This window comes from Streptomyces sp. NPDC002676, from assembly GCF_053592455.1.
Window position 1 is genome coordinate 675,087 of sequence record NZ_JBSFVT010000002.1, and the last position, 15,247, is coordinate 690,333.

Genomic DNA, 15,247 nt, shown 5'->3' on the forward strand with positions numbered 1-15,247 from the left:
TGGCAGGCGCTGCGCACCGGCTCGGTGCCGTACTGGACCGTCTTCGGCACCGAGACGTTCCGTGCCGGCCTCGAGACATACCTGGACACCACGGACCCGTTCGACGAGATCCGCGTCATCCTCTTCAACCACGGCACCGAGTCCATCGGTCTGGCCGACGCGGAGGCGTGGCAGCGTACGGCGGCCCGCGCCCGCAAGGTCGGAGTCCTGACCGGCGCGGACGCCACCGCGTACCCCCGCGACTTCGCCGCCCTGGTCCGCTCGCACCGGGCACTCGACAGGGTCCGCCCGCGGTACCCGCTGCCGCTGCCCCTGGGTGCCGACGACGTCGTAGCGGTTCTCACCGGCCGTGACGAGATCGGCTGGGAGCACGTGCGGTGAGCCCGTGCCCGGCGCTGTGTAATCCGCCGTGCCGCAGGTACTCGAACCGGCAGGACGATTTCCTGAGGATTCCCGAGGAGATGGATCGGATGCGCTTCCTTGGACTGCTGCTGCTGGTGGCGACCGGCGCCTTCACCGTCCTGGCGATCGTCGGCAACCTGTCCGGCGGCCCGGATTACGCGGTGTCGGTACTCGGTCACCACATCGCCACCCTCAGCCCGCTCGGGGTCTTCTGCTCCGGCCTGGCACTGGCGCTGATCTTCTGCCTGGGCCTGGTCGTCATGGCCGCCGGCACGGGGCACCACCATGGCTCCCATGCGCGCAGGACACGCGGCACCACCACGACCGGCCCCGCCACGTGAGCTGACGCGGTAGCCGTCGGCGCGCGCTGCAGGCGTTCTACACCGGCCCGGGGTCGTAACGTCGCGACATCCACGCGGCGTTCCTCAAGCCGGCGTCGCCAGATCCGGGCGCTTGGCCGTGCGTCCGTCGCCGGACGACCGGCCCCGCAGGCGCCTGAGGACCCAGGGGCCCAGGAAGGCCGCGGCCCAGCGCACTTCGCCGAGGCCGGCGCGCCGGCCCGGCACGGAAGGGAGCGGGATCGGGAGGGGGTGCGTCCAGGAGTCGTCGGTGCCCGGCAGCTCCAGGGCGTGCGCGACGGCGGCGGCGATGCGCTGGTGCCCCAGCGGGCTCGCGTGGAGCCGGTCGGGGCTCCACAGGCGGGGGTCCGTCACCACGGCGTGGCCGCTCGTCTCGGCGACGACGACGCCGTGCCGGCCGGCGGCGGCGCGGATGCGCTGGTTGAGTGCCGCGACGCGTCCGCCGACCGGGCGGGCGAGCGGCGTGATGCGGGCGACGTCCGGAAAGGTGAGCGTGGCGACCCGCGCGCCCTGGGCGGTGAGCGCGCAGAACATCGCCTCCAGGTGTCCGGCCACCTCGTCCGCGTCGAAGCGCGGGCGCAGGAGGTCGTTGACTCCGGCCACGACGGTCGCCAGGTCGGGCTTCAGCGCCAGGGCGCGTTCGAGCTGCTCCGCCCGCACCTGGCCGGCGAGCCGGCCGCGCACCGCCAGGTTGGCGTACCGCAGGCCGGGGTCGTGCCGGGCCAGCTGCTCGGCGAGACGGTCGGCCCAGCCACGCAGGCCGGTGACGTCGTCACCGTCGCCGACCCCCTCGGTCTGGCTGTCGCCGAGGGCCACATAGCGCGAGTAGCCGATCTGCGGACTGGGCATGGTCCGGCGCCCCCTGGTCCCTGGTGGATGGAATGCGATGCGTGGGCTTACACCAGCAGAGTACTCAATTAGTTGAGTATTCGCATTGGTGAGTCCCATCCTGTCGGCGTCAGCAGCCTCTGGCCGCCTCGACCAGGTGGTCCCGTACTCGGTCGACGTCCGGGTTGGTGGAGAAGCCCGGGCGCTGCACGAGGTAGCCGGTGTTGATCGGCGGGTCCTCGGGGTCGTTGAGCAGGACCAGCGCGCCGGAGGCCAGCTCGGCGGCGCACAGGTAGCGCGGCAGCACGCTGAAGCCACCGCCTGCGACGACCATGGCCAAGACGGCGCGCAGGTCCGGCACGGTGACGGCCGCGTGGCAGTTCAGCCGCTTGCCGAACACGTGGCGCCAGTAGCGCCGGACGATCGGCAGGTCCTCCGCGTACGAGACGAGCGGCACGGTGTGCAGGACCCCGGGCCCCTCCGCGGCCAGCTGTTCCCTGGCGCGGTCCGCCCACACGGGCGCGGCGACCAGCACGAACTCCTCGTCCGCGAACGGCACCCACGCGAGGGAGCGGCCCCGAGGGCGCGTCGTGGAGATGACCAGGTCGTAGCGCCCGGCCCGCAGCTCGTCCAGGAGCGGATCGGTCAGGCCCATGGTCACGCGCAGCCGCACTCCCTCGGCGACGAGCGGACCCAGCGCGGGCAGCGCGAAGGTCGCCAGCATCTCCGCAGGTCCGGCCAGGTGCACGGGCTCCGGGCGCGCCCCCTCGGCCGGGCCGTATCCTGCCGCGGTGGCGAGCGCGTCCAGCGGCGCGGCGATGCGCGCGGCCAGCTCGTCGGCGACCGGGGTCGGGGCGACGCCCCGGGGCAGCCGCTCGAACAGCTCGCGCCGCGTCTGCCGCTCCAGGTTGCGGATCTGCGTGGTGACGGTCGGCTGCGACAGGCCGAGGGCGTGGGCCGCGGCCGTGAAGGACCCGAAGCGGTAGACGGCGAGGAAGGTGCGCAGGAGGTTGAGGTCGGGCGGGGTGGACACCTGCCCGGGCCCATCAGGATTGCTATGGCTCACCCGTATGAGCCTAGAACAGTCCTATACCCCTGCTGCTCGCGTTGTTCCCCCGCGATCCATGAAGGTTCCTATGGCAGGCATTGGATCCGTCATTGGTCGGCGCCGAACGCGCGGCCTACCTTCGAGGACATCGCCCGACCGACACCTCGGACGCAGAACGTCAATCCGTCCCCTCGGAGATGAGCACCCCATGTCGAAGATCCTTTTCGTGATGACCGGCGTCGACCACTGGACGCTGGCCGACGGCACCCAGCACCCCACCGGCTTCTGGGCCGAGGAGGCCGCCGCCCCGTACGAGGCCTTCAGGGCGGCCGGGTACGAGATCGTCGTCGCCACCCCCGGCGGTGTCGTCCCCACCGTCGACCAGGGCAGCCTCGCCCCCGAGGTGAACGGCGGCCAGGAGAACGCCGACCGTGTCGCCGGCACGCTCGCCTCGATGGCCGAGCTGCAGTCCCCCATCAAGCTGGAGAACGTCAGCCTCGACGACTACGCCGCCGTCTTCTACCCCGGCGGCCACGGCCCGATGGAGGACCTCGCCGTCAACGCCGACTCCGGCAGGCTGCTCACCCTCGCCCTGGAGTCCGGCAAGCCCCTCGGCGTGGTCTGCCACGCGCCGGCCGCGCTGCTCGCCGCCACCCGGGCAGACGGCACCAACGCCTTCCAGGGCTACGACGTGGCCGCGTTCACGAACGCCGAGGAGACCCAGGCCGGCTTCGCCGACAAGGCGAAGTGGCTGCTCCAGGACCGCCTCACCGAGGCCGGCGTGAACGTCCAGGTGGGTGAGCCGTGGGCGCCGAACGTCGTCGTCGACCGCAACCTGGTCACCGGCCAGAACCCGGCCTCCTCCGCACCCCTCGCCGCCGAACTGCTCAAGAAGCTGGCCTGACCATGGGCACCGACCGGCTCGACGAGGTTCTCGACGCGACGTACGACTGCCTGACCCGGTACGGCGTGCGGCGCACCACGATGGACGACATCGCCACCACCATGGGCGTGTCCCGGTCCACGGTCCACCACTACGTCCGCAACAAGGACGACGCCTTCCGACGGCTCGCCGGACGCCTGCACGACCAGGCGCTTGCGCGGGCCCGGCGGGCCGCAGGCGACACGGGTGCCGCGTGCGCCGACCGCGTCCGCGGCGTTCTCACCGCCAAGGCATCGCCCTCGCCATAGGACTGGAGCACACGGCGGGCGCCCGGGAGCTGCTGCGCGCCTGGCCGAGGCCAGGTTCCGCAACGCGGGCCAGACCTGCGTCGCCCCTGAACCAGCGTCACTTCGACCGGGTCGCCGCCCTCGTGGCCGGGGTGAAGGCCATCGCCTTCATGGGCTGACCCGTCGCCGTCGACCCTCCGGGCCATAGTGGAATATTCAACGACCTGCTTCGGTTGAGCGCGTCGAAGGAGGTCAGGAGTGGACACGACGTACTACGACCACGGGACTCCCGCCGAACGCTGGGAGCGCGCACAGCAGTTCTTCGACGCCAAGGACTACTCGGACGCGGCGAAGGTGCTGGTCGGGCTGGTCGAGGAGGTGCCGGAGCAGACCGGACCCCGGCTGCTGCTGGCCCGTGCCTACTACCACTCGGCCCAACTGCGCCGCGCGGAGGCCGAGCTGCGGGTCATTGTGGAGCGCGACCCGGTGGAGCACTACGCCCAGCTGATGCTGGGCCGCACGCTCCAGCGGCAGGCGCGCCACGAGGAGGCCGAGCGGCATCTGCGCATCGCCTCCGCGCTGGCGGGTGACTTCCCCGAGGAGTGAGCGGGCACAGGGCGGGGCGTTGCCCGTGGCATCCTGGCCTGATGGCAACCCCCAGTGATCGCGTACCCCTTGCGATGCGGGTCGAGGAGCTTCTCGCCGCCGGCGGACCCCTGCCCATCGTCGCGGCCGGGCAGCCGGTGCTGCGGCACGGCACCGAGCCGTACGACGGGCAGCTCGGCCCCGCCCTCCTGGCCCGCTTCATCGAGGCGCTGCGCCTGACCATGCACGCCGCGCCCGGCGTCGGCCTGGCCGCCCCGCAGGTCGGGGTTCCGCTGCGGATCGCGGTCGCCGAGGACCCGGCGCCGGTGCCCGAGGAGGTGGCGCTGGCCCGCGGCCGGGTGCCGCAGCCGTTCCGGGTGCTGGTCAATCCGTCGTACGAACCGGTGGGCACCGCGCGGGCCGCGTTCTACGAGGGCTGCCTGAGCGTGCCGGGCTGGCAGGCGGTGGTCGCCCGGCACGCCGAGGTGCGGCTGCGCTGCGAGGACGAGCAGGGGCGCGCCGTGGACGAGGTGTTCACGGGGTGGCCCGCCCGCATCGTCCAGCACGAGACGGACCACCTCGACGGCACCCTCTACCTCGACCGCGCGGAGCTGCGCTCCCTGTCCACGAACGAGGCGGTGGCGGCCCGCTGGGCGCAGCCGACGCCCGAGCTGGCCGCCCGGGAGCTGGGCTTCGAGCTGCCGTAGAGCCGCTCGTGCAAGCCCCGCTCAAGGTCACGCGCGCCCCGCTCAGCTGTCCCGGTACGCCTCCAGCAGCCGCAGCCACACCTCGCTGAGCGTCGGGTACGACGGGACCGCGTGCCACAGGCGGTCGACCGGGACCTGCCCGGCCACGGCCACGGTCGCGGAGTGGATCAGCTCGCCGACGCCGGGGCCGACGAAGGTGACGCCGCGCAGGATCTCGTCATCCAGGTCCACGACCATGCGGGCGCGGCCCTTGTAGCCGTCGCCGTACAGGCCGGCGCCCGCGGCCGAGGAGAACTCGACGTCGACCGCGCGGACCCGGTGGCCGGCCCGTTCCGCCTCGGCGAGGGAGAGGCCGACCGCTGCGGCCTCGGGGTCGGTGAAGACGACCTGGGGCACGGCGCCGTGGTCGGCGGTGGCGGCGTGCGCGCCCCACTGCTCCTCCAGCAGGGGGTCACCGGCGGCACGGGCGGCGATCGCGGCACCCGCGACCCGGGCCTGGTACTTGCCCTGGTGGGTGAGCAGGGCCCGGTGGTTGACGTCCCCGACCCCGTACAGCCAGTCGGTGCCGTCGACGCGCAGGCTGTCGTCGACGCTCAGCCAGGAGCCGGGTTCCAGGCCGACGGTGTCGAGGCCGATGTCGTCGGTGTGCGGGGCGCGGCCGGTGGCGAAGAGGATCTCGTCGGCCTCGATACGCTCGCCGTGGTCCGTGACGGCGACGACGGTGCCGTTCTCGCGGCTGACGGACGTCACGGAGGTGCCGGTGCGCAGGTCGGCGCCCGCCTCGGTGAGCGCCTCGGCGACCAGTTCCCCGGCGAAGGGCTCCATGCGGTTCAGCAGGCCCTTGCCGCGCACCAGGACGGTGACCCGGGAGCCGAGGGCCTGCCAGGCGGTGGCCATCTCGGTGGCGACGACACCGCCGCCGACGACGATCAGCCGGCCGGGGGCGGCCTTGGCGCTGGTGGCCTCGCGGCTGGTCCACGGCCGGACCTCGGCGAGGCCGGGCAGGTCGGGCAGCTGGGCGCGGGTGCCGGTGCACACGGCGACGGCGTGCCGGGCGGTGAGGGTGGTCACGGTGCCGTCGGGGCCGGTCACGGTGACCGTGCGGGGCCCGGCGAGGCGGCCGTGGCCGCGGTACAGGTCGGCGCCGATGCCGTCCAGCCAGCCGACCTGGCCGTCGTCCTTCCAGTGCGAGGTGTACTCGTCCCGGCGGGCGAGCACGGCAGGGGTGTCGAGGGGGCTCTGGACCGCCTGGGCAAGGCCCGGCAGGCGGCGGGCGTCGGCCTGCGCGATCACCGGCCGCAGCAGCGCCTTGCTGGGCATGCACGCCCAGTACGAGCACTCGCCGCCGACCAGTTCGCTCTCCACTACGGCCGTCGTGAGGCCGCCCGCGCGAGTACGGTCGGCGACGTTCTCCCCCACGGGTCCGGCCCCGAGCACCACGACGTCGTACGCGATGGATTCCGTTTCCGTCATGGGGCCAGTCTGCTGGGTGGTGTGCGCGTGGGCCACACGGGTAGGGCGCGGAATACGTGCCCGGGTGGCCGTGTTGACCCGACGGCTTCGCCCACAGACCAGGAATGAGGGATTACGCCATGAGCAGCACCGTGGAGCTGACCAAGGAGAACTTCGACCGGACGGTCACCGAGAACGAGTTCGTTCTCATCGACTTCTGGGCTGCCTGGTGCGGACCCTGCCGTCAGTTCGCCCCGGTGTACGAGAAGGCTGCCGAGGCCAACCCGGACCTGGTCTTCGGCAAGGTGGACACGGAGGCGCAGCCGGAGCTGGCCGCGGCCTTCGGCATCCAGTCGATCCCGACGCTGATGATCGTCCGGGACCAGGTCGCCGTGTTCGCCCAGCCGGGCGCGCTGCCGGATGCCGCCCTCACCGACATCATCGGGCAGGCCCGGAAGCTGGACATGGACGAGGTGCGCAAGAGCATCGCCGCCCAGCAGGCCGAGTAGGACGCTCTCGGCGTCGGGGGGCACGGAGGGGTCAGCTGGATTCGCGCTGCACCACCGACGCCCCCAGCACCGTGCGCACCTCCGGCTCGCCGCCCGGGTGGCGCACGGCCCGGTCGACCAGTTCGGCGAGTTCGCGCCCCGAGGGCAGTTCGAGGTGGACCGTGCTCAGCCGGGGCCGCAGCAGCCGTCCGAGCATGAGGTCGTCGGCGCCGATCACGGCCACGTCGGCGGGGATGCGCACCCCTTCGTCCTGGAGGGCGCGCATGAGCAGCATCGCGTACTCGTCGTTGTAGGCGAACACCGCGTCCAGCCCCGACTCGGGCCAGCGTGCGGCGAGTTCGGCGGCTGCCCGCTCCGTGTAGGCGAGCGGCAGCGCGGTCACGGTCGCGTCGGTGCCGTGCACGGCGTCGCGCACCCCCTTGAGCCGGGGCGCCGAGAAGGCCTCCAGGCCGGGTTCCTCGGGCACCGCGACGCCGATACGGCGCCGGCCGCGGGCATACAGGTGGACGCCGGCGCAGTGGCCGACGAGGTCGTGGTCCATCAGCAGCGCGTGCGCGCCCTCGACGCGCTCGGGCCCGAGGGTGACCACGGCCCGCGCACCGGCCCGTTTGAGCACCGACACGCCACGCGGCCCGAGTTCGGCGCCCGGTACGAGTACCGCGACCGGCCGCAGCTCGGCCCAGGCGCGGGCCGCTTCGTCACCTTGCAGGCCGACGGTGCCGTACTGCACGACCGTGTAGTCGAGTCGGCCGAGGGCCGACTGGAGTTCGCTGAGGAACCGGTTGTAGAGGGGGCCGACCGGGAAGGACGGCGCGGGCATCAGGACCGTCCGGCTGTGTCCGGCGCGCAGGCTGCGCGCGCCCGCATGCGGCACGTACCCCAGCTCCCGCGCGGCCTCGTGGACGCGGCGGCGGGTCGGTTCACTGATCCGAACGGCGGTCGTGTTGTTGAGGACGTAGGAGACGGTCGCGCGCGAGACCCCGGCCAGACGGGCCACGTCCGCACTCGTAGGCGTGTTCGGTATCTGCACCATGACAGACCGCAGTGTTGCAGAGGGGCGGAAGCCGGAAGCGGGCGGGGGAACGTCGTTCCGGCCTCAACCAAAGCGTGTCCCACGCCCATACCCAGAACGCGCCCCCGACCATGGCCGAAGTGGGCGCCTCAGCAGGGCCGCTGCGTGCACGTCACTCGGGCGACCAGGTCGATCCAGCCGGCCTCCAGCCGTTCCATGGGCATCCCGCGTTGCCTGGTCAGATGGTGGATCAGGGCGGGGTCGAGATAAGCCAGCAGGGTCTGGGCGAGGATTTCGCAGTCGGCGCCCGGCAGGATCTGCCGCAGCAGCATCACGACGTGCGTGTGCAGCGCCTGCACCGTGGGGTGCGCGAGCCGGCGGGTCGGCTGCGGCTGGGCGGCCAACTGCAGGTCGAGCTGTTCGGCGGACCGGTAGAGCACCGCCACGCCGAAGGCCCGCAGCCGCTCCAGGGGCGGCGCCCCGGGGCCCAGGGGCGGCGGCCCGGCGAGGAAGTCGGCCTGGAGCGTGTGTGCCGAATGGTCGAGCAGAGCCGTGAGCAGCCCGGTACGGTCGCCGAAGCGGCGGAAGACCGTTCCCTTGCCGACCTGGGCGGCGGCGGCCACCGCCTCCATCGTGACCCCGTCCACCCCGTGCTCCGCGATGAGCCGGGCGGCTGCCTCCAGCAGCCGGGCGCGGTTGCGGGCGGCGTCCGCGCGCAGGCACGGCTCGTCCGCGGCGGTGCCGATGGCGAGCAGTTGCTGCGCGTCCGGGGGCTCCTGGGAGGGCGGGATGGATGGCAGGGAGCTGGACATGACGCCAGGGTAAAGCATCACGGAAAGAACTGGACCGCGGTCCGGTTCAAGTGCTACAAACTAACCGGACCTCGGTCCGGTTCGTGCTCAGCGATGTATCAGCCCTTTGGAGTTCCCATGTCTGTTCGCATCCTCGGTCTCATCGGCAGCCTCCGCGCCGGCTCGCACAACCGTCAGCTCGCCGAGGCGGCCGTCAAGCTCGCTCCGGAGGGCGCCGAGATCGCGCTCTTCGAGGGCCTGGCCGACATCCCCTTCTACAACGAGGACATCGACGTCGAGGGCCGTGTCCCGGCCGGCGCGCAGAAGCTGCGCGAGGCCGCTCAGGCCGCCGACGGCTTCCTGTTCTTCACCCCGGAGAACAACGGCACCATCCCGGCCGTCCAGAAGAACGCCATCGACTGGCTGTCCCGCCCGTACGGTGCCGGCGCCTTCGGCGGCAAGCCCGTCGTCGTGATCGGCACCGCCTTCGGCCAGTACGGCGGCGTGTGGGCGCAGGACGAGGCCCGCAAGGCCGTGGGCATCGCGGGCGGCAAGCCGATCGAGGACATCAAGCTGTCCATCCCCGGTTCCGTGACCCGCTTCGCCGAGACCCACCCGATCGACGACGCCGAGGTCTCCGCCCAGCTCACCGAGGTCCTGGAGCGTCTGCACGTCGTCGTGACCGAGCACAAGGCCGGCTGAGCCGTACGCACCCCGCAGGCACCCTGACCGGTGCCCCGTGAGGGCCGGAGCCGCATCGGTTCCGGCCCTCACGCGTTGCCGCGCCGCTCAGTCGAGCCCGGCCAGCCGCTCCACCGCCGGGGCCGCGAACCGCTCCATCCACCCCGAGGTCTCGCCGAGCCGCGGGGCGAGGATCACGGTGTCGATACCGAGCCCGGTGTAGCCGTCGATGTCGCGCAGGAAGGCGTCGAGGTCGCCGGTGGTCGCGGGGTCGCCGACGTACGCCATGGTCTTGCGGATGGAGTCGTAGTCGCGGCCCACCGCCTCGCAGTGGCCGCGCAACACGGCCAGCTTGTGCCGCAGTTCCTCGGGCGAGGCGGGGATGAGGTTGCAGGCGTCGGCGTACTGCGCGACCAGCCGCAGCGTCTTGCGCTCGCCCCCGCCGCCGATCATGATCTCGGGATGCGGGGAGCTCAGCGGCGCGGGCACGCACAGCGTCTCGGCAAGCCGGTGGTACCGGCCCTCGAAGCGGCCGTTGTCGGCCGGGTCCCACATCCGCAGGCAGATCCGCACGGCCTCCTCCAGCCGCTCGAAGCGCTCCGCGAGCGGCGGGTAGGGCACGCCCAGACCGTGGTGCTCCCGTTCGTACCAGGCGGCCCCGATGCCCAGCGCGGCCCTGCCGCCGGACAGTACGTCGAGCGTGGTGACGACCTTGGCGAGCAGTCCCGGGTGACGGTAGGTCACCCCCGTGACCAGGGCGCCGAGCTGGACCGTGGAGGTCTTGCCGGCGAGATAGCCGAGCGTGGTGTAGGCCTCCAGCATGGGGTCCGCGGCGCCGCCGTTGAACTCCATCTGGAAGTAGTGGTCCATCACCGACAGCCAGCTCACGCCGGCCGCCTCGGCCGCGGCACCCGCGGCGGCGAGTTCGGCCCCCAGCGCGGGACCGCCGCCGGGGTGATCGAACCGGTTGATGTGCACGCCCACGCGCATGGCCGTCTCCGTCCGCCCGCACCGCTCCAGTCACCGACCCGACCGACGCTAGATCTTCGAGCGCGCTCGACGTCAAACCGACACCGGCCGCGGCAAGACCGACACGGGCCGCGGCAAAGAAGCCATGGCGACACCAGCCGGAATCAGGCCGACGCCAGCCGTTCGCCGAGCGGGCTGCTGGGGAGGGGGTCGGCGGGCAGGCGCAGCAGGGTGGTCCGGGGCGCGCCGAGCAGGGCGGTGAGCGCTTGCGTGCTGGTCGCCCTCTGCACGACGGTGGCTCTGCGCGTCAACTTCCGCTCTGCGAGGCCTTCTTGATCGCCTCGCGGATTCGGGAGTAGGTGCCGCAGCGGCAGACGTTCTGGATGGCGTCGATGTCGGCGTCCGTCGGGTGCGGATTGCGTTTCAGCAGGGCCGCCGTCGCCATGATCTGGCCGGGCTGGCAGAAGCCGCACTGGGCCACATCGCAGTCCAGCCAGGCCTGTTGGACGGGGTGGAGGGTGCAGCCGTCGGCCAGGCCCTCGATCGTGGTGACCGTACGGCCCGCGCAGTCGGCGACGGGGACGACACAGGGCTGGATCTCGGCGCCGTCGAGGTGGCTGGTGCAGGCGCGGCAAACCCCTACGCCGCAGCCGTACTTGGGCCCGGTGACACCGAGCAGGTCACGCAGGACCCACAGGAGGGGCATGTCGGCGGGGGCCTCGACGGTCACCGTTTCGCCGTTGAGGGTGAAGGAGTACGAGCGCATGGGTGCCTTCGGGGTGGTCGGCCGGAAGGACCGGCGGCATCGGCAGGATCAGAAGGTCAGCGGGAAGTGGTGGGGCACCTTGCCCGTCGCGCGGGCGTAGGCGTTGGCCACGGCGCCGGACGCGGCGGGGACGCCGAGTTCGCCCGCGCCGCCCGGTTCACGGGTGGAGGGGAGGATGTGGGCCTCGAAGGCGAGGGGCGCATGCCGTTGGCGGGCGTAGCGGAAGTCGGCGAAACTGCCCTCGCGGACGGCGCCCCGGTCGATGTGCAGACCGGCCTGCAGGACCGTCGAGATGCCGTCGACGGCCGCGCCCATCAACTGGGCTTCCAGACCACGCGGGTTGACGGCGATGCCGACATCGGCCGCCATCACCACCCTCGTCACGCGGGGGTTCTCCGGATCGCTCGCGTCGATCTCGGCCAGGCAGGCCACGCAGGAGCCGTACTCCTCGTGCACGGCGACACCCTGGGCGCTTCCCGGGGGCAGCGTGCGGCCCCAGACGCCGGCGCTCGCGGCCTTGTCCAGGACCGCCCTCACCCGCTTGCCGCGCAGGGTCTCGCGGCGAAAGGCCACGGGGTCCTTGCCGAGGCGGCGGGCGATCTCGTCGACGACGATCTCCTCGGCGGTCCGCGAGGTCCCGGAGTCCACCGACCGCCAGGCGCCGAGCGGAACGGCGAGTTCGATGCCGCCCCAATCACCGGACACCCGGCCGAAGTTGTAGAGGCCGGAGTCGCCGGACAGCGGGGTGCCGGCCCGGGTCCGGGCGGACTTGCCGTCGTGCGCCTCCCCGACCGACGCCGTCGCGTGCTCGAAGGCCACCACCCGGCCTGCGGCCACACTCGCGCGGATCCGGTGTCGGCTCGCGGGGCGCATCCGGCCGTGGCGGATGTCGTCGGAGCGGCTCCACATCAGTTTCACCGGGCGGCGGGCCGCCTTGGAGACCAGGGCCGCCTCGATCGCCGCGTCGAAGTCCAGCCGTCTGCCGAACGAGCCACCGCCGCGCACGACATGGACCCGGACGGCCGACGCGGGCAGCCCGACCGTCTCGGCGATGGTGTCCCGCGCGTCCATGGGGGTCTGCGAGGAGAACCACAGCTCGGCCCGGTCGGCCCGTACGTCGGCCACCGCGGTCAGCACCTCCATCGGGGCGTGGCTGACGAAGGCGAACGCGAACTCGGCCTCGACGGACGTGGATCCGCGCGGCGGGGTGCCGAGCCGGGGCACGGCGGCCTTCAGGCGGGCGTCGATCTGCGCGTCGGACAGGGCGGCGAGGGGGCCCGGCCCCCAGGTGAGGCGCAGCGCGTCGCGGGCGCGGAAGGCGTGGTGGAAGGTGTCGGCGACCACGGCGACCCCGCCGGGCAGCCGGACGACCGCGTGGACGCCGGGCAGGGCACGGGCGGCGGTGTCGTCCATCGCGACGAGCTTGCCGTGGAGGGTCGGCGGCCGGGCCACCACCGTGGGCTTCGCCCCGGCCACCGCCAGGTCACCGGCGTACTTGGCCTTCCCGGTGACGATGTCCCGGGCGTCGATGCGGGTCGCCGGCCTCCCGATCACCCGGTGCCGGGACGCCGGCTTGGGACGGCCCGGCACGGCCGGGTTGCTGATGCGGGCCGCGCTCTCGGTCAGCGAGCCGTAGGTGGCCGTCCGCCCGTCCGGGGCGACGACCATGGTGTCGTGCGTGCGCAGCAGCCGCGGGGACACGTGCCAGCGCCGGGCGGCGGCGGTGACGAGTTTCGCCCGTGCGGTGGCGGCGAGCTGCCGGGCCGGGCCGTAGAGCGAACTCACCGAACTCGACCCGCCGGTGTACTGGTTGCCCTTCCTGCGGGCGTCGGCGAGCGGGATGCGGACGTCGGTGAGGCGGGCGTCCAGTTCCTCGGCGATCATCATGGCGACGGCGGTGGTGATGCCCTGGCCGACCTCGGCGCGCGGCAGCCGGACGACGACATGGTTGTCCGTCGTGACCTCCAGGACGAGCATCTCCTCGTCGGTGCCGGTCGCCAGGACACCGGCGTCCGTGCGGGCCTGTTCGGCGCCGTCGGCGGCTTCGGCGGGTGCGCAGGCGCAGGCGAGTGGTGCGGCGACCGTCAGCGTGGTCGCGGCCACCGAGTACACCATGAACCTGCGGCGGGACAGCCCGGCGGAGGGCTCGGGCGCGGTGCGGTCCAAACGAGGGCTCCTGTGGGCGCGTGTGGCGGGCAGGGGCACGGGCACGGCACGGAGAGCTGCGCGTGTCCCGGTGGGGTTCACTCGACAGGTAGGAGGGGTCCGGCCGTGCGCAGGTTGCCTGCCGGATCCGTTCGGCTGCCCCGGCTTCGGTTGTGCTGCTCGGCAACGGCCGTCTGATTCGAGGCTTCAGCGGCGGCTGGACGTCCGCGGCGGGGCTGACCGGCCACATACCTCCGGTCGGCCCAACCGACCTGTGCGAAAGCTTTACGGCGGCACCCCATCTGACGTTACCGTTCAGTAGTCGTGCCCCGAGCCCCGGAGGTGCCCCATCATGACGCCCGACCGTGCCGCAGGCCTCGCGGAGTCCGTCCGTGCACTGGCCGCAGGTGAGGTGACCTCCCGTGTGCTGGTGGAGCAGGCGCTGGCCAGGATCGAGGCCGGCCGGCCGACCCTGAACGCCTTCCGCGTCGTCCGCGCGGAGGCAGCGCTCGCCGAAGCGGACGCCGCCGACCGGGAGTTGGCGGCCGGTGCGCGCCGCCCGCTGCTCGGGGTGCCGATGGCGGTCAAGGACGACATGGACGTGGCGGGCGAGCCGACCGCGTTCGGCTGCCGGGGCGACTTCCCGCCCGCCGCCGAGGACGCGGAGGCGGTACGGCGGCTGCGCGCGGCCGGGGCCGTGATCGTCGGCAAGACGAACACCTGCGAGCTGGGCCAGTGGCCGTTCACCGAGGGCCCGGCGTTCGGGGAGACCCGCAACCCGTGGCACACCGGTCACACCCCGGGCGGTTCCTCGGGCGGGTCGGCCGCCGCCGTGGCCGCCGGTCTGGTCCCGGCCGCGCTCGGCTCGGACGGTGCCGGGTCGGTGCGGATCCCGGCCGCCTGGACCCACCTGATCGGCATCAAGCCGCAGCGCGGGCGCATCTCCACCTGGCCGCGCGGCGAGGCCTTCCACGGCATCACCGTCAACGGCACCCTCGCCCGTACCGTCGCCGACGCGGCCCTGCTGCTGGACGCGGCGAGCGGCAACCACCCCCGGGACCCGCACCGGCCCCCTGCGCTCACGGTGTCGGACTGGACCGGCCGCGACCCCGGCCGGCTGCGCATCGCGCTCTCGCTGAAGCCGCCGTTCACCGCGCTGCCCGCCCGGCTGCACCCGGAGGTACGCGACCGGGTCCGCCAACTCGCGGAGGAACTGGCCGCGTTGGGGCACAGCGTGGAGGAGGCCGACCCGCCTTACGGCCAGATCGGGCTGACCTTCGTGCCGCGCGCCACCGCCGGCATCGCGGACTATGTCCGGGAGGTACCCGACCCGGCGCTGCTCGACCCGCGCACCCGGTCCGCCGCCCGGCTGGGCCGGCTGCTGAGCGGGGCCCCGCTCCGGGCGGCCCGGCGCGCGGAGGCGGTCCTGCAGCGGCGGATCGGCGCGTTCTTCCGGTCGTACGACGTCGTCCTCGCCCCGACCACGGCCACTCCCCCGCCCCCGATCGGCGCCCTGCACCGGCTCGGCGGGGCGGCCACGGACCGCGCGATGATCGCCGCGTGTCCGTATGCCTGGCCGTGGAACGTGCTGGGGTGGCCCGGTGTGAACGTGCCCGCCGGGTTCGCCGGTCCGGGGCTGCCGGTGGGCGCGCAGTTGCTCGGCCCGGCCGGCAGCGAGCCGGTGCTGGTCTCGGTCGCCGCGCAGCTGGAGGACCGGCTGCGCTGGTTCGAGCGGTGGCCGCAGCGGCCGGGCGGAACGGCTGCCGCGTCCGCAGCCGCGTGAGGGGCTCTCTGTCACCACCGCGCAGGCCCTACCCTGTGAC

18 protein-coding genes are annotated in these 15,247 nt (G+C 73.3%); 9 read left to right on the forward strand and 9 right to left on the reverse strand.

All coding sequences use genetic code 11. The features are described 5' to 3' along the window. The first annotated feature begins 24 nt into the window (after window positions 1–24). Window positions 25–381: a hypothetical protein gene (locus ACWD3E_RS10155; RefSeq protein WP_451387071.1), complete on the forward strand. Its 357-nt coding sequence runs from the start codon at window positions 25–27 to the stop codon at window positions 379–381. A gap of 89 nt (window positions 382–470) precedes the next feature. Next, window positions 471–743, forward strand: coding sequence for a hypothetical protein (locus ACWD3E_RS10160; protein ID WP_451387072.1), 273 nt, complete (start codon window positions 471–473; stop codon window positions 741–743). An 84-nt stretch (window positions 744–827) separates the two neighbouring features. Here ACWD3E_RS10160 and ACWD3E_RS10165 read toward each other — a convergent pair whose 3' ends face one another. Beyond that, on the reverse strand, window positions 828–1,610 hold the full coding sequence (locus tag ACWD3E_RS10165; RefSeq protein ID WP_451387073.1) for an SGNH/GDSL hydrolase family protein: 783 nt from the start codon (window positions 1,608–1,610) through the stop codon (window positions 828–830). Window positions 1,611–1,719: 109 nt separating this feature from the next. Continuing rightward, the gene (locus tag ACWD3E_RS10170; protein ID WP_451387074.1) at window positions 1,720–2,655 is read right to left on the reverse strand and encodes a LysR family transcriptional regulator; all 936 of its coding nucleotides are present in this window, start codon (window positions 2,653–2,655) and stop codon (window positions 1,720–1,722) included. Window positions 2,656–2,845: 190 nt separating this feature from the next. On the opposite strand from ACWD3E_RS10170, the gene ACWD3E_RS10175 reads away from it, so the two are divergent. The 4 genes from ACWD3E_RS10175 to ACWD3E_RS10190 all read left to right on the forward strand — a co-directional run bounded on the left by ACWD3E_RS10175 (window position 2,846) and on the right by ACWD3E_RS10190 (window position 5,099). Beyond that, window positions 2,846–3,541: a type 1 glutamine amidotransferase domain-containing protein gene (locus ACWD3E_RS10175; RefSeq protein WP_451387075.1), complete on the forward strand. Its 696-nt coding sequence runs from the start codon at window positions 2,846–2,848 to the stop codon at window positions 3,539–3,541. A gap of 2 nt (window positions 3,542–3,543) precedes the next feature. Continuing rightward, window positions 3,544–3,828: a TetR/AcrR family transcriptional regulator gene (locus ACWD3E_RS10180; protein ID WP_451387076.1), complete on the forward strand. Its 285-nt coding sequence runs from the start codon at window positions 3,544–3,546 to the stop codon at window positions 3,826–3,828. 237 nt (window positions 3,829–4,065) lie between these two features. Continuing rightward, a complete protein-coding gene (locus ACWD3E_RS10185; protein ID WP_451387077.1) occupies window positions 4,066–4,413 on the forward strand; it encodes a tetratricopeptide repeat protein in 348 nt (115 codons plus the stop codon). Window positions 4,414–4,454: 41 nt separating this feature from the next. Then, a complete protein-coding gene (locus tag ACWD3E_RS10190) occupies window positions 4,455–5,099 on the forward strand; it encodes a peptide deformylase (RefSeq protein ID WP_451387078.1) in 645 nt (214 codons plus the stop codon). Window positions 5,100–5,141: 42 nt separating this feature from the next. Here the strand turns inward: ACWD3E_RS10190 and ACWD3E_RS10195 are convergent, their stop codons facing one another. Then, window positions 5,142–6,572, reverse strand: coding sequence for a dihydrolipoyl dehydrogenase family protein (locus tag ACWD3E_RS10195; protein WP_451387079.1), 1,431 nt, complete (start codon window positions 6,570–6,572; stop codon window positions 5,142–5,144). Between the two features lie 119 nt (window positions 6,573–6,691). Between ACWD3E_RS10195 and trxA the strand changes: the two genes are divergently transcribed. Beyond that, entirely contained in the window at window positions 6,692–7,060 is a 369-nt protein-coding gene (trxA, locus tag ACWD3E_RS10200) for a thioredoxin (RefSeq protein ID WP_451387080.1), read from the forward strand. Between the two features lie 31 nt (window positions 7,061–7,091). On the opposite strand, the gene ACWD3E_RS10205 is transcribed toward trxA, so the two are convergent. Together ACWD3E_RS10205 and ACWD3E_RS10210 are read right to left on the reverse strand one after the other, a co-directional pair. Continuing rightward, window positions 7,092–8,093, reverse strand: a complete 1,002-nt coding sequence (locus tag ACWD3E_RS10205) for a LacI family DNA-binding transcriptional regulator (protein WP_451387081.1) — start codon at window positions 8,091–8,093, stop codon at window positions 7,092–7,094. Window positions 8,094–8,221: 128 nt separating this feature from the next. Continuing rightward, entirely contained in the window at window positions 8,222–8,902 is a 681-nt protein-coding gene (locus ACWD3E_RS10210; RefSeq protein ID WP_451387133.1) for a TetR/AcrR family transcriptional regulator, read from the reverse strand. 99 nt (window positions 8,903–9,001) lie between these two features. On the opposite strand from ACWD3E_RS10210, the gene ACWD3E_RS10215 reads away from it, so the two are divergent. Beyond that, entirely contained in the window at window positions 9,002–9,565 is a 564-nt protein-coding gene (locus ACWD3E_RS10215) for an NADPH-dependent FMN reductase (RefSeq protein WP_451387082.1), read from the forward strand. An 87-nt stretch (window positions 9,566–9,652) separates the two neighbouring features. Here the strand turns inward: ACWD3E_RS10215 and ACWD3E_RS10220 are convergent, their stop codons facing one another. From ACWD3E_RS10220 to ACWD3E_RS10235, 4 genes are all read right to left on the reverse strand, one after another. After that, on the reverse strand, window positions 9,653–10,534 hold the full coding sequence (locus ACWD3E_RS10220; RefSeq protein WP_451387083.1) for an LLM class F420-dependent oxidoreductase: 882 nt from the start codon (window positions 10,532–10,534) through the stop codon (window positions 9,653–9,655). Window positions 10,535–10,677: 143 nt separating this feature from the next. Continuing rightward, window positions 10,678–10,824 (reverse strand): hypothetical protein, encoded by a 147-nt coding sequence (locus ACWD3E_RS10225; protein WP_451387084.1) that lies wholly within the window; start codon window positions 10,822–10,824, stop codon window positions 10,678–10,680. After that, window positions 10,821–11,279: a (2Fe-2S)-binding protein gene (locus tag ACWD3E_RS10230; RefSeq protein WP_451387085.1), complete on the reverse strand. Its 459-nt coding sequence runs from the start codon at window positions 11,277–11,279 to the stop codon at window positions 10,821–10,823. The genes ACWD3E_RS10225 and ACWD3E_RS10230 overlap by 4 nt, the downstream gene beginning before the upstream one ends. A gap of 48 nt (window positions 11,280–11,327) precedes the next feature. Then, window positions 11,328–13,394 carry a molybdopterin cofactor-binding domain-containing protein gene (locus ACWD3E_RS10235; protein WP_451387134.1) on the reverse strand — a complete coding sequence of 689 codons (2,067 nt, stop codon included), beginning with the start codon at window positions 13,392–13,394 and terminating at the stop codon, window positions 11,328–11,330. A gap of 382 nt (window positions 13,395–13,776) precedes the next feature. Between ACWD3E_RS10235 and ACWD3E_RS10240 the strand changes: the two genes are divergently transcribed. Next, window positions 13,777–15,207 carry an amidase gene (locus tag ACWD3E_RS10240; protein ID WP_451387086.1) on the forward strand — a complete coding sequence of 477 codons (1,431 nt, stop codon included), beginning with the start codon at window positions 13,777–13,779 and terminating at the stop codon, window positions 15,205–15,207. Window positions 15,208–15,247: the final 40 nt, after the last annotated feature.